Here is a 15,161-nt window from a genome sequence, read left to right as displayed (position 1 = left end):
CTTGTAGAAGTGGGAGTCCTCTAGGCGAGCAATGGTAGATCAAGCGACCAAAGGGATAATTTTTCTAATACCATTGAAATACGGTGTGATCGGTCAAGAAACAACAGGGCCCAGCGGGATGTTCAAAGCTTTGCGCACCATTCCTGTTCTGCTAGATATTTGCAAGGACATGGAGGAGCTTGCTCCCGATGCATGGCTGCTGAATTTTACGAATCCTGCGGGGATGGTGACGGAAGCTATTCCTATACGGGAAAAAATGTCCCACAGCAAGGCTGGGACGTGTCATTTTTACAAGCGCTCGAATCTATTCCTTCGTATTATTTGAAATATTTCTATCTGACGGACGAGATGCTTCAGGAGCAATTACAAGCAAGCAAAGGGGAAGGCACGCGGGCGGAAATTGTTAAGCGGACAGAGTCGGAGCTGTTTGAATTGTATAAAAATCCGGATCTGAAGGAAAAGCCTGCACAGCTGGAGCAAAGAGGCGGCGCTTATTATTCCGAAGCCGCCGTTAATTTGATGCGTTCTCTGTATAACGGGAAGAATGATATTCAAACCTTGAATGTAGCGAATCAAGGCATTATAGACTTTCTTCCCTATGACGCCTGTATAGAAGTCAATTGTGTTGTGACTAAAAACGGGCCGATTCCACTGCCGCTGACGAAAATGCCGAATCATATAAAAGGCTTGCTTCACGCCGTAAAAACCTATGAGCAGCTAACGATAGAAGCAGCTGTCGAAGGGGACAGAACGAAAGCGCTGCTTGCTCTGAGCCATCATCCATTAATCCCTTCCGTATCTGTCGCACAGAAATTGCTGGATGAAATGATGGACGCTAACAAGCAATATTTACCGCAGTTTAGTAATTAATAGGCTCAAAATTTGCAAGGAGCTGTTCCGTGGTCATTCGTGACCTTGCGAAACAGCTCCTTTAAAGTTTACAAAACGCTTACCGTTGTATTGGTTTGAGAGGCAGCGTTAAAACCATATCTTCCTCTTGCGACAGACTCCTCGCTTTAATCAATCCCGAATCGTCAGTAACCTCGACCGAGTTTTCATTTCCTTGACTATTCATCGATAGGGAACCTACAAAAGCTGCCTGTTGAAGCTGACGGAAGTCGATTTGTTTGGCCTCACCCCTATAAATAACAAAATCAAGCGCAAGCTTGCCGTTATCAAGCTTGTTTACTTGCCAACCTTGGCGCTGCAAGCTATTCGTACTGTCAACATCTTCTTCAAATGCGGCGTACCATTTGCTGAGCTGTAACGTGGTTTTCCCAATTTTCAACTGTACATTTTGGTCTTCCGTATCACATACGATTCCTTCCAAGCAACCGTAAAGCTCCAGCCTTATACACAAGTCCTTTGCCGTAATGGTTCCATCGATCATATCCAAATTCGGATGTGTATCGCCGCCATCTGTTACAAAACTGATGCCAAACAGAACATGGCTCTCCTTCTGCACGCCATGGAATATTGCTGAGCAATAGTCATAGCCGTCATGCAAAAAGCGGAGATGGGCATAGACAGGCTCACCACCATTGTTTATATAAGCAAGCAGCGTTCTTGTCTGATTCCACATAATCTCTCTATTAAAACTGCCCAAAGAGTAATCGGCTGTCATATAGGTATAAGCCCATTTCTCGGGGCTTTCCTTGCTAGCTGATGTAAATTTCTGATGAAGCTCTCTTGTTTCACTGCTGCTAAAACGAGTACGATATTTCTCAGGACAACGGATACCGGCTTTGTACCATTCCGAATTATAAGGCATTTCATCCTCGCTGAAGAAGCTGATTTCTCCTTCAGTTGCCATTTGCAAATACACTTGGTGATTAGGATCAAGTAACGTATGATAGCATCGGCTATGCGGTCCTGACCATTGTCTGGTTGCCGCATGAAAATAGGAAGATACTTGCGACCAGACCAAATCAAGCAAGCTTTCAGCTATTTGCTTAGCCTCTTTATTACAGGTTTCCGCAGCAATTTTTGATAATTCTGTTATGGCTACTGTCGTATAGGTTGGACTGTTAAACTCTTGGAAGGCTTTGTTGATCTGCGTAAATTCATTCAGTTTGCGCAGCCGTTCAATTCCATATTGCTCATACTGCTTTATTCCAAATAGTTCGCCTGCAATTAACGTAACGAACGCACCCATAATAGCAATATTGGTGTAATGAGGACCTATATTTCGCAAAATGATAGCATCGCAAGCACAGCATATAGACTGCTTCACTTCCTCATACAACGCAGCAGGAAGCCGTTGTCCGTGACGAGATATGACCAGAACGAGCTGCTTGCCGCAAAAATCAGCCCAATTCCAATCCGGCGGAGACATCTGGTCAAGAGACTCTTCATAAAACCATGGCCAGATGCCGAATGTATTTCGACTGCGGTCTCTATCCTGTAAAGAAATAACCTGCTTTAGAATATCGAAAGCCCGTTGTTCATATTGAACCATTTCCGTATCCAGCAACCCCAAAGCATAGATTAATGAATGATTGGTGGAATGTATAAAATCCGCTTCTTTAATTGTGGTATGATAACCGGGACTTGAAAATGGTGAGCGGAGCATACAGATTTCTGCATTATAGTTTGATTCATTTGACGCTATTTGTTTTCTAAGCAATTGCAGTTCATTTACTTTTATATCGTTCCTCATACGTTTCCAACTCCTTGTTGTCCCGCAGCTGCCTGAGACAGCTGCGGCGTTCGTCTGTGTTTTTTTCTAATCCAACGTCTGTAGATATTTCTGTAAATTTAAAGCGATGATAGCAGCTTCTGCACGGGTAACTTTTCCAAGCGGGTTGAATTTCCCATTCCCATTGCCCTGCATCAAACCGTTTGCCACAGCTTGCTCGACATAGCCTCGCGCCCATGAAGGAATGTCCTTGGCATCAGTGAACAACTGATCCAACTGTTTTGACAGCCCATTCTGCTCTCCAGATGTACTGTGCAATGAAGATATACGGGCAAGTACAGCTGCTAGCTCTGTGCGAAGCATTTCACCTTGCGGCTTGAAACTGCCGTCACTATAGCCTGAGATCCATCCTGCTGCCACTGCCTGCTCCACAGCTTGTCGAGCGTAGCTGCTAATATTAGCAGCGTCATTAAATCTCACTGCAGGCTTTTCTGGCTCCCCATGCCCTGCTTGCAACCTCGTATTTTTATCCTGAAGTTCCACCATCCGGACCAGCATCGTAATGAAGTCCTGACGAGTCACCGTTTGATCCGGTCTAAACGTACGATCTGGAAAACCGGTAACAAGACCAGCAGCGACAGCTTGCTCAATCGATTCTCGGCTCCAGTGTCCTGCAAGGTCTGTAAGCACCGGTTGTGTATTTGGCATATTCTGCTGCATTGCTGCAACAGCATAAATACCAAGCTCCTGAATATATGCCGCTACATACTCTTCATCTGCCTTCGCATCCACTACGATCCATACTTTTTGTTGCTCGTCATAGCGGACGAGGACAATTTTCTCATCCTGCGCTGCCTTTCCTTCATAGAAAAGGCGAAGCTCGGCAGGCTTTGTCAATTCAGCCTCTGCATTTTGGCTTAATTCATATACAGAGCTTAGGAGACGAAGACCTTGCTGTTGGATATTTCTATTATTAAGCTCTTCAATTTTGAACGTCGCACCTGATGTTGTTGCTCCTGCCGGAATGCTCAGCTTAATTTGGCGTTCCTTGCTTATCTCGCCTGCTGCTCCCGCCGGAATATAAAGCTCTCCCTCTTTTGTGTTAATAGGAAATACGGATGGCGGCTGCTGTTTTTTTGCAATGGTTAATTTTACTGTAGCTGTATTCGAGTATCCATAGCCATCATGGACACGGAAAGTAAATTGATCCTCACCTGCTGCTGACAATGATGCCGTATATCGGAACTCTCCTGATGACGGATCCACCAGTTCTACAGTGCCTTGTTTAGTTTTATTCACTATTTCATAAGTAAGCGCATCGTCGGAGCTAGCTTTTACTGTAAGCTTGCCTAGCAGATCCTTGCCTGCTTCTGCCTGATAGGAAGCATCTTCAGCAATCGGTAAATCCTCCGTATGCACCCACTGCATCGTTTGGAACAGGCTGCCTCTCTTCTCCAGTCCGATTCCAGACCCCCACTCCATCCAGCCGCGGCGTCCATCCCCGTTATTGTCATTCACAAGCAGGGAAAAGCTCATTACTTCATGACGCAGCGGAAGCACTGGGGACAACTCGGACCACGGCAGAGCCATTTGGTACATCGTTGTCTTACTGCTTTCATCTCGTTCAACAACTAATTTTCCGGATTCGACAGGTCCTTTAGTAGACCCAGGCGGACCGGCGAAACGGTACATTTGCGGACCATCTGGCGTGCTGGACAGTCCAAATTCATACCAGCTGCTGCTTTCGCCCGGCACGCCTGCGGCAACAGCGAACTGTATACTGTCGTTATTCCATATTTGATCACCTTTAAGCTCTGCAGCGTGCACCTTATCGTCAATTTGTGCCGTCAAATAGAAATGGTCACGATCGTAATTCAGCCATATTTTACCGCGCACATCGATATTGCCGCTTACACCAGCAAGCTTAACTTCCTTGGCTTTTTGCAAATCAATGGTTGGAGCCATTGCCGCAAGCTCAGGATCCATCTCTTTTCCAGGCTCTATTGTGCGTTCCGTAATCGGGTTGAAGCCAAAGCTTCCGTCATAACGATAAATATCCGTTTCGTTAAACACTACCCGCACAGAAGCCTTATAATTTTCTCCGAATGCGTAATCTGGAAGCGTTATGCTCAATTGTCCAGACTGTTCAGGAGCTATGCTTGCGTCCCAGTTCTGTATGCCGGAGTGATTAGCAATGCTCCATTCCACGCGCTGAACATCCAATTGATGAATTTTACTAAAGTTAGCTACATCAACATGAAGCACCTGCTTAAACTGTCCGTCCTCATCCTTGGACAGCTCAATAGCCGGACGAACTTTTACTTCCCTTGCCTTGTCAATTTGCAATTGATAGCCAAGCTTGCCGGCTTTCTTGCCGTCCTCCAATACGAAGATCGGTATATTTCGATAGCCTTCACGTGTGTCGGACACCATTATTTCTGTACGAGCTGTTTGCCCTGGCTCGATTGTTACCGGGTATGTCTTCCCTTCAACTTCATAAGTCAGAGAACGCCTCTTTTGACTATTATTCGTTAACGCAATGATAAATTTCCCGCCATCTCCTGCAGCTATAGCTGCACCGCTGATTGTAATGGATGTTTCAACTGAAATATCGTCTACTTCTCCCAATACATAGTATGGCTCGCTGCCAAGAGAAAGTGTAACTTTCCCGTTTACAGGGGTATATTGCTCTACATTGCCCATCATATTCATCACTTCAAAAGGCTTGCTGCTGGCCATTTGAATAATCATGCTCTCATTGGACCAAACCACCCTGACAGGCTGACCGTCCTTCGAGAAGCGATAACTGTGTATAGGAGCATCTACACTTTCCTTTTCTTCAAACTGTGCTCCCGTCAATTCCCTTGTCATAACTGCGTAGCTAACATACGCAGGTTTAGCTGTATGGGCACCGAGCAAGCTTTTCTCATTGCGAATTATTCCAAAATTATCTTCATTAAGATCAGCCTGCATGCCATCATCCATTAAGTCGTACCAAACCATCTTGTCTACACCGCTGGCAAGTGCAATCACATGACCCTGCAGCAGATAATCCGCTTGAAGTTTTTCGTCGATACCTCGCGCACCCAAGAAAGTAGGCCAGCCGAACTCTGTCAGCCAGATGGGGACAAGCTCTCCATTATTATGTTGTTTAATTAAAGTTTTCAAATTTTCAAGCTTTCCAGCAAGCCCTTCGGGATTGTTCGGATATTCATACTGCTGCACAGCAATCGCATCCAAATAATTCATGCCGCCTCTTTGCAGCACATCTCCAATCCACTCCAGATTAATACCGGCAGAAACAATGCCCACAATTGGCAAGTCTTGATGCTCCGCCTTTACAACCTCATAGGTTTTCTTTAATAACTCATAATAATAACTGGCTTGTGAATTAGCCGGACTATTACCGCGCTTGCCAAACCCGCCATTAAACTCGTTATACACATTCATAGCAAGTATTTGATCTTTATAATGTTCAACATAGGCTTTGGCATAGTTAGCCATACCAAGCCGGCCTGCATCTGTAAATGGCGTTCCGTTATTATCGTAGAACGGATTATTGTAAGCGGCTACAAATAATAGCGGAATACCTTCATCCTTTAATCTTTCCATATAATTTTCAAGAGCAGGCGGGAAACTGTATACCCCCTTTTCTTTTTCAATACCGGACCATTCTATACCGTCACGTACAAAGGTTGCCCCCGCATACTTGATCAGCTGCACGAGATCCGCATTCCAACCATAGGCAATTCGGTGCAAATGTGTATTTAATCCGAATGGCGATCCTCCGTTTGGCGGAGCTGTGAACGGTGTAAGCACCGAGTATGTTGTTTTTATACGAATGGGCAGACTTCCACTTTGTTCAGCCTGTGCTTCAAGTGTGAAATAACCAAGCCCCGTATTAGGAACTTCAATGATTGCCTGGCCACTTTCCACTTGTTTTGTTCCTTCTGCCACCTTTGTCCCGTTCAGGTCATAAGCTTGCCAGCTCACGTTCGGACGAACCGTTTCCACAATAAACTTGGCAGGCTCATTATTCATGAATACATTGCCCAGCACGGTTTGTTTGAACTTCGTTTCCGGCAGCCTAACTGTCAGAATAGGACCATCCTCACTCCACTCCCCGGCAGCATTCCCTGCCTGTATGGTAAACGTATATCGTTCGCCCACTTCTAAGCCTGCAACAGAATACTCTCTTGTCTGGCTACCCACAGTGTCTCGCAGCATGCCCTCTTGATAGATGCGGTATTGTGTGACACCAGTTTGGTCATCTGCAGCATTCCAACCCATTGTTACTGTATTTTCACCCATGCTTTGGAGATGAACGCTGCTGCCTGATGGCCAGCTTGGCGCCGATTCGTTGGCACGAGCACTGCTAATTTTAAGATAAGGCTTGTTCTCTGCATTTTCTTTACTGTTTATAGCGGCTACCAATCCGACCTCTTCCAGTTGGATTAGTCCAAAGCTGACATGTTGGCTGCCTCTGTCCAATTGATTTTTCACATAGGCGGTCACATCTGCCTGATGCCATCCCAAATTTTTATTTATAGTAACTTTGCTTAGATAATGCACAGCCTCCGGCCTATTGTTCCAGGTCATTTCTGACTCTTTCCATGTGTGATTTTCCAGCCCAAAGATAGCAGTTTCTATTTGACTGCCTCCGCCGTCTACCACTGAACCATAAAAATGGAGTGTTGCTGTGCCTATCTCTTCCGGGAGCGCTCCTGAATCGAATTTCATAAAAGCTTGGCGGGTCACATTAGGATCCGCTTTCATATTTTTGACGAGCAGCTTATCACTTGTTCCATAGTTTGTTTGTCCGGCGCTGCCTGCATTCACATGAGTATCCTCGACAGGAGGAACGGTTATCACATCGGGAGTCGTGACTGTTGTCTCTGGACCATCTATCGTCCAGTTGCCGGAAGGGTCAGACGCCTCAACTTTAAAGGAGTGTGCCCCGGAAAAAGACAGCCCTCCTGCCTTGTAATGCGTGCGGGCTGCATCAATTTCTGCAATCAATTGTCCATCTTGTATAATGCGGTAGGCAGTCACTGCCTGATCGTCTACAGCCTTGTTCCAATTGAGACTAATACTATCATCGCCAGACAAGGCAGCTGTCAGTTCGCTTCCTGACGGCCATACAGGTGCCGATGTATCTTTGGGTGCTCTATAGGTTACTTCCACATACGGCTGATTACTGACACTTTCTTTGCTGTTTATTAATCCTAGCAGCCCCTGTCCTCCAGATACATCAGGCTGTATGAAGGCAAGACTGAGCAGCTTATCTGCAGTCATATTGGCTTGAACCTGCTCTGTAATATCTATTTCAAAGCTTTTAGCATCCTTCTCTAGCATAAAATCAGCCACTATTTCTGTTTCATAAGGCGGCTTGCTGCTCCAAGTCAATGTTTCCTCGGTCCAATCATGATTTTCAGTTTGATACAATTGAATAGGAGTCGGCTTTCCTTCAGAAGCTACTCCAAATACAACTAGTTTGACCGACTCTATTTCCGTAAAAATGTTTGTAAAATCAAATTTCATATAACTCTCTCGAGTTAGATCGAGATTACCTTTTTTAACTGCAAGACTTGTTTCTTTTCCATAATTGCTATTAGCAAATGGGCCTGAACCTCTTACAAAAGTATCATCCGTTGGCAACATCCGAAATGTATGCAGCAAATCCGTCTCTTGCGTATTGCTAGTTTCCTGAACTTCTGCAAATGCAGGTGTTGGATTCATTGGAAATAGTGTGCATAACATACTTAAAACAAGCAAGCCTGCTAATGTTTGAAATGAACGCTTTGTTTTTCTCATCTTCATCCTCCGAACTTGTTTAAATATAAAGCTCGTGATGCTTATTGCTCATCTCCTTGCATCCAATAGAAGCATCCAGCGGGCGATTTCGCCCGCTTTTTGCAAATATTGCTCCTATCCTTACAGATTTTCTTTATTGGCTTCGTACCACTCTTGCACCAAGCCTTCAATATTGTCGCCGCCAAGACGCTTCCATTCTTTACGCAATTCCTCCAAGCCTTGCTCAGGAGTCATAGCATTGCCGCCAGTAGCTACTTTTGTTTCGATTTGCTCAGCGATTGGACGGAATGTCGCAATAAGCTGGCTCAATTCTGGAAGATCAGGATTATAAGCAATATCTCTGCGGAATTTATTTTTCAAAGCCGTTTCGATAGAAATAGTTTGCAGTTTAGCATAGGCTTGAGACAATTCATCTTGTGCCGCAAGCACAGGATACCAGGATGGTTCCGGGCTCCATTGATGAATAACAGCATATTCACTTGCATAACTTGCTTCTTTGCGGAATACATCTGCGTTAATAATTTGCGGAATTCCGTTCTCCAATTTGTGATGCTCATTCTCGAAGCCCTTTTTCAGAACAAGCCAATTATCCTCAATAAGCCAATCCAAAAATGCAATCGCATCTTTAATTTGTTCTTCATTCATCTCGCTGTTGAACATGACATAAATGTTGGCTGGCGTTTCTTGATAAAGACCTGTCTTGCCCAAAGCAGTTGCAGGCGGCTCAAGCGGCACAGGCTGCGCCGTTGGCACATTTTGCATCATATCACGGTACTCATTAGGCATATCCCATGCTCCAAGCATAATAGCCGCTTTGCCTGTAATCCAAATTTGTTTGGAGCGCTCGAAATTATTGTCTGTAATGTATTCCCGATCAATCAGCCCTTCATCAAACATTAGTTTTTGAAAAGCCAACGAATCCGCATAGCGATCAAGCGTTCTGGCATATACCATCTTGCCGTCTTCCAAGTACCATTGATCTGAAGCCGCCTGATATAAAGCGCGCATAATGCCATGTCCATTGCCATTAAATACGATCGGCGTCATAGATGGGTCTTTTTCCTTCACCTTGCGGGCAAAATCGATAAGCTCATCAATGGTTGCAGGAGCCGAAACCCCAAGCTCATCCAGAATGTCCTGGCGAACCCACATCGCATGATTGGCGATGCCATCAATACCGCGCTTTGATGCAATTGCATAAATCTTATTGTCTACAGTCAGATATGGTTTAAGTTCTGCATTTTTTTCTAAATAGGCTTTATAAGAGGTACTGTATTTTTCGATATACTCGCCAATCGGCTGAATAGCGCCTTGCGCCGCTAATTGCGTCATATAGTTGCGATCATATTCCCAGATCAGATCAGGTGCCTCGCCTGATGCAATCAAAGCGTTAAGCTTGCTTTGCGCCTCATTGCGGGGTACGGGAATCCATTCTACCTCAGTAGGAGAATTCTCATTGATCCATTTAGTCCAGCGGTTACTCTCATAGGTGCCCTCGTCGGCAGCTACCTGTCCGCGGTCAAACATCGAAATACTGATTTTCCCTTTCTTTCCTTCCGTTTTTCCTCCCTCGCTTGCTGAAGGATTGGGAGAAGCATTACTTCCTTCATTGCTCGCTTTTGGCGGTTCGCTATTGGAACCACAAGCAGCCAATATCGACACAAGCATCATAACTGCGATTAACACTCTACTAACTTTATTTACTGTTTTCATAGATTTGTCCCCTTTTTCATAGATTCATTGGTTAGCCTTTTACAGAACCGATTAATACCCCTTTAACAAAATGCTTTTGCAAAAATGGGTATACGCATAATATCGGAGTAATCGCAATAACGATTGCTGCCGCTTTGATCGCTTCCGGCGTCAGAATAACTTGTGTGACACCTTCTGATCCACCCGCAGGATTAAGCAGATGCTGCTCTACTTGCCTGATCATTTGATATAGCTTGAGCATCAAGGTTTGCTTGTTAGACTTGCCGATATAGAGCATGACCTGGAAGTAATTGTTCCACCACCCTACAGCATAAAACAGCGATAAAGCTGCGATAATCGGTTTGCAAAGCGGCAAAATAATTTGGCTTAGTATACGCCAGTCTCCCGCTCCGTCAATAGCTGCCGACTCTTCAATTTCCTCGGGCAGTCCTTCCATAAACGTTTTCATAACGAACATATTGTAAGTGCTGATTAAGGACGGAAGCCATAAGGCCCAATACGAATTCATCAGTCCCAAATATTTGATAAGAATAAAATTCGGAATCAGCCCGGTAACAAACAGCATTGTAAATGTAATAAACATTAACAGCGTACTGCGCCCGAACAATCTTTTTTTGGACAACGGATAAGCGGCCAGAATGGTGACAGCGATATTTAAAAAGGAACCAACAACTGTAACTAGTATCGTATTTTTCATCGCTACGAGCAGCTGCCCATCTTCAAAAAGCCGCTTATACGCTTCCGTATTAAACTCAACCGGCCAAAGCATAACCTCACCTGATGTAATCGCTCGACTGCTGCTGAAAGACGCTGCAACCTCATACCAGAACGGGTACAATGCAATCAACGCGAATAATGCCAGAAAAACTGCATTGATGATTCTGCCCAGCTGCGGCAGCAGCTCTGTTCTTGCAGACTTTTTGTTCATAGCTACCACAACCCCCGTTCCCCGCTCTTTTTAATAATGCGATTCACGCTAACTATAAGGATAAGACCGACAATAGACTGGAATAAACCAATGGCTGTCGTATAACTATAGTTCATATTTTGCAAACCTACTCTGTACACGTACGAACTGATTACATCTGCGACATCAAGCACTGAACTGTTTTGCAGCACCAATATTTGTTCAAGACCGACGTCCATCATGCTGCCCATTCGCAAAATAAGCAAAATTGCAATTGTACTGCGAATACCGGGCAAAGTTACATGCCAGATCTGTCGAAGCTTATTAGCCCCGTCAATCTTTGCTGCCTCATACAATTGTGTGTCGATGGATGCCATTGCAGCCAAATAAAGAATGGTTCCCCAGCCAGCCTCGCGCCATATTCCTGATAGCGTATACATAACCGGCCACCAAGCGGAGCTTGCCATAAAATAGATGGGCTCGATGCCAAACACTTTGTTCAAAATCAGGTTTATAATCCCGGTACTTGGCGACAACATCGCAACCAGAATGCCGCCCAGCACTACCCAAGAAATAAAATGCGGGATGTACAAAAAATTTTGCACCAGCCGCTTGTACCATTCCCTGCGCACCTCATTAAGCAGCAAGGCCAAAACAATAGGTACCGGGAAACCGAACACTAAGCTATATACATTTAGCAAAAGTGTGTTTCTTAAAATTCGCCAAAAGTCAGCGCTTTGAAATAATAATTCAAAATGTTTAAAACCTGCCCACTTACTTCCCAATATGCCGTCAATGAACCGATAATCCTTGAATGCTATAATCTCGCCGCCCATGGGAAGATACTTGAAGATTACATAAAACAAAACTACAGGCAAGAGCATCGTATATAAGTGCCTGTCTCGTACGAGCTTTTTTAAGACGATGCCCTTCTTCTTATCTGGTTTGACTGGCATTTGGTTCACCGGGATTTCACCTTTCACTTGTCATCCTCCTCCCTCAATCATTTTGCAAAGCTTTGCTCGTGTATCTTGCAATTGGATTGTATGGGATAATCCCTTAAGGTAGATAGAGACTCGTTTTAAAAAGGTGTCATAACTTGCGAAATGGGCAGTTACAATTTTTAAAATCCGTGTATTTTTTTATTCATCGCCTTGCTGTACCTGCTTTTAAGCCTTGTATCTCTCCCTGTATTCCGTAGGCGTAAGCCCCGTATATTTCTTAAAGGCGCGCAAGAAGCTGCGCGTATTTGTGTAGCCTACCATCTCGGATACTTCGTTTACTTTTTTATTTTTATCCTTTAACAGCTCTTGAGAGGCAGCAATACGAATCTCTATTAAATAGTCGATAAAATTGCGTTCTGTATGCTCTTTGAATAACTTGCTGATGTACGGCGGGGTTAGCTGAAACTGATCCGCCAACTGATCTAAGGACAAATCGCTTTCCTGGTAATGCTCCTGTATATATTGAATAATGCTTTCAACCGATTTGTTTTTTCCGCGACTGTTGCGTTTTTCTACAATCTTATCCAATATTCCATTCAGTACACTGTGTACGATCTGCTCAATTTCGTACCAGTTATCGCACGTAGAGATACGTTGATGCAGGTTGCCCAAGGATGCAATGGTATCTTCCGGATCAATACCGATAGATGAGACCATCTGCAAAGCTTTCATAATAAGCTCATAAGCAAGCTGCCGGATTAAATCAGGCGAGAGATTGCTCCCAAGTGCATCGGAGAACATCTCTATTACCTCCTGGTTGACCTGCTCACTGTTAGCCTGCTTCAATGCTTCCGTAACACGTTCTGCTTTTTTTATAATTTTGTAGTAGTCCTGATTTTGAGAGGTTGATATATCGTCTATCGAGATGACTGCAGCGGCACCAAACAACAGCTTGTACTGCAAAGCCTTGATCGATTGGTCATACGATTTCGGAATACCGTCCATGCTGGCATAGCATTTGCCAAGACCTGCTGTTACAGACAAATGGAACTCGCGCTCCATCACCTTAAGCACCAAATCCATAATCGCCTGCGCCCGTAATTGATTCTGTTCCTCGTCTCCTTCTGCAAAGCTAATAACGATAACTGCCTTACCTCCGCCCAAATCGGCAGCAATACCGGCATGTTCAGCGTTAATGAGCTCTTCGGCAACATTGCAAAGCATAAATGTGTATAGTGCCTGATCCCGGCTGCTCATTGTTTCGCTCTTTTCAATTTCTACACTGCACACCATATAATAATGCGGAAATAGTTTTATTCCGATATATTCAAGCTGGTGCCCAACAGCAGCAAACTCCGTCTTGTTGCCGGTCAGCATATCCATCATAAGCCGCCACTTCAAAACTGGCTTAAAATCACGCACTTGCTGCTCCAATTGTTCTCTGTCCGTATGCAGCTGATCGAATATCGTTTCCAAAGAACCAAAACCCTTTAGTCTGGCAACCGCCCCTTGCGGCGGCTTACGGTATGCTCCAAACATTTTTCCAGCCAACCGCTCAATAGGCTTAAACGTTCTATTATTAAAATAAAACATAAATAATAGTGCCGCTACGATCATGCACAGTGCAATAATAATTAACAAATCGCGTGTCGATTCCAATTGTTTATACACTGCTGAGTTAGGAATGACGGTAACAATTTTCCAATCCGTGTAGTCCGACTTCTGATAAAATATCGATGTCTCGGTTCCTTCTATATTGACAGTGAATTCTCCCTTGTCTCCGCCATCCAGTATTTGCTGAATGTAAGGCAGGGTTTCGCTATTTCCATACAATTTCGACCTATCGCTATGAGTCACTACATTACCTTCATGATCAAGCAGCATCGTTTGTCCAGCGTATTGTGTATCGTAGTTGCCCGCTATCATCCGCTGCAGCAGTACCTCGTCAATGTTTACCGCGACCAAACCTTTGCGAAAGCCTGGCTTGCTTATTGTCGGATAAGGCCGAATTAACGTTACGACGTCTCGCTGCATAGAGCCTTCCCAAATTTTATGTGTAGGCAGCCACTTTATATATCCATCCATATTTAAATGCTCTACCAGCCAGCTGTCATCATTATCGAGACTGGGCAAGTATACTTTATTGGTTAATATTTTTCCGCTTACATCAGAATAAACGTAAACAGAAGCTAACTGCGGATTCGAATGCAAAAAACTGGTGACCTTGTTGGATAAACTATAGAAGTTTGTATACTTCTCTGATTCATTTTCGTAACTGTCATACATAAAGTAGACAAACTCCATTTCTCCAGCCAGCTTCAGCAAATTGCGCTCTGTTTCACGAAAGGATAGCTCAATTTTATTATCAATTTGTTTGAGCAGCGCATAATGCACATCCTTCAGATCCTTTTCCAATCTGCCTATCGTTCCGACATAGGGCAGCATAAAGCTCAGCACAATAATGACTAGCAGAACAATGCTATAAGTGAGTGAAATTTTTCGCGATATGTTGAATCTCATGCTATCCCCTCCTACTCTCTAGCAAATAAGTTCCTTAATTATATAAGAGGGAAGACAACCTAAACAATGAAGATATATGCCGAAATATAAAAGATGTCACCTTGTTTTAAAAAAATGCACCTTCTTTTGCTTTAGTAAGGGAGATGCCTTTAACTTATAACTCAATCTTCACAGCGTGATTTCGGTGGGTAATCCTTATTGTAGTTGGTGGTCAGATCGGTTATCCGCTAATGATGGCGTGTTGGGAGAAAGATGAAACGGATGCGCTAAAGAAAAGTGAGGGGGTATGGGGGAAATTTGGCTGTTGAAAAACTTTTGTATCGCGAAATGTACCAACTAAAAGTGGATTCGAGGTGGCGCCGACCGATTGTGTATGATTTTTCATATACAATTGTGTTTTTTGGAGCATTTTAGCGTAATGTATATGAATTTTCATATACATTGAGGCGTTTTGAGGTGGTGCGGGCACGCATAGGGTTGTTGAGTGCAATGACTAACTTTCTATTTCGATCTGCGATAGTTGATAGAGAGGAGGACTGCATTTCCGCCTGCAATGCAGCCGCTCCCGCTTCTCCAGCTCCCCCGAATCATACGAAGGGACTACCTATTCTAGCATCCGTATTTC

6 protein-coding genes and 1 pseudogene are annotated in these 15,161 nt (G+C 44.2%); 1 reads left to right on the top strand and 6 read right to left on the bottom strand.

Annotation, left to right across the window (positions count from 1 at the left end; genetic code table 11):
• Positions 1–67: 67 nt before the first annotated feature.
• A pseudogene (locus ACRRU2_RS19910) lies at positions 68–870 on the top strand (hypothetical protein); the annotation flags it as partial.
• A 79-nt stretch (positions 871–949) separates the two neighbouring features.
• Here ACRRU2_RS19910 and ACRRU2_RS19905 read toward each other — a convergent pair.
• The 6 genes from ACRRU2_RS19905 to ACRRU2_RS19880 form a co-directional block, all read right to left on the bottom strand.
• Positions 950–2,659 carry a hypothetical protein gene (locus ACRRU2_RS19905; RefSeq protein WP_432504390.1) on the bottom strand — a complete coding sequence of 570 codons (1,710 nt, stop codon included), beginning with the start codon at positions 2,657–2,659 and terminating at the stop codon, positions 950–952.
• 66 nt (positions 2,660–2,725) lie between these two features.
• Positions 2,726–8,452, bottom strand: a complete 5,727-nt coding sequence (locus ACRRU2_RS19900; RefSeq protein ID WP_432504387.1) for a DUF7594 domain-containing protein — start codon at positions 8,450–8,452, stop codon at positions 2,726–2,728.
• A 120-nt stretch (positions 8,453–8,572) separates the two neighbouring features.
• On the bottom strand, positions 8,573–10,165 hold the full coding sequence (locus ACRRU2_RS19895; RefSeq protein ID WP_432504385.1) for an extracellular solute-binding protein: 1,593 nt from the start codon (positions 10,163–10,165) through the stop codon (positions 8,573–8,575).
• Between the two features lie 31 nt (positions 10,166–10,196).
• Complete coding sequence (locus ACRRU2_RS19890) at positions 10,197–11,093, bottom strand: carbohydrate ABC transporter permease (RefSeq protein ID WP_331701204.1); 897 nt, start codon at positions 11,091–11,093, stop codon at positions 10,197–10,199.
• A gap of 2 nt (positions 11,094–11,095) precedes the next feature.
• A complete protein-coding gene (locus tag ACRRU2_RS19885; RefSeq protein WP_432504383.1) occupies positions 11,096–12,055 on the bottom strand; it encodes an ABC transporter permease in 960 nt (319 codons plus the stop codon).
• 186 nt (positions 12,056–12,241) lie between these two features.
• Positions 12,242–14,536, bottom strand: a complete 2,295-nt coding sequence (locus tag ACRRU2_RS19880; protein WP_432504381.1) for a helix-turn-helix domain-containing protein — start codon at positions 14,534–14,536, stop codon at positions 12,242–12,244.
• Positions 14,537–15,161 lie beyond the last annotated feature (625 nt).

It is taken from the genome of Paenibacillus sp. GXUN7292 (genome assembly GCF_050864975.1).
Classification (GTDB): domain Bacteria; phylum Bacillota; class Bacilli; order Paenibacillales; family Paenibacillaceae; genus Pristimantibacillus.
Note: the sequence above shows the minus strand (reverse complement) of the source record. Positions and strands in the feature narration are given on the sequence as shown.

Bases quoted from the DNA above. Each gene is read 5' to 3' on its own strand.
- ACRRU2_RS19890 (WP_331701204.1), bottom strand. From the start codon at position 11,093: ATGAACAAAAAGTCTGCAAGAACAGAGCTGCTGCCGCAGCTGGGCAGA.
- ACRRU2_RS19880 (WP_432504381.1), bottom strand. From the start codon at position 14,536: ATGAGATTCAACATATCGCGAAAAATTTCACTCACTTATAGCATTGTT.
- ACRRU2_RS19905 (WP_432504390.1), bottom strand. From the start codon at position 2,659: ATGAGGAACGATATAAAAGTAAATGAACTGCAATTGCTTAGAAAACAA.
- ACRRU2_RS19895 (WP_432504385.1), bottom strand. From the start codon at position 10,165: ATGAAAACAGTAAATAAAGTTAGTAGAGTGTTAATCGCAGTTATGATG.
- ACRRU2_RS19900 (WP_432504387.1), bottom strand. From the start codon at position 8,452: ATGAGAAAAACAAAGCGTTCATTTCAAACATTAGCAGGCTTGCTTGTT.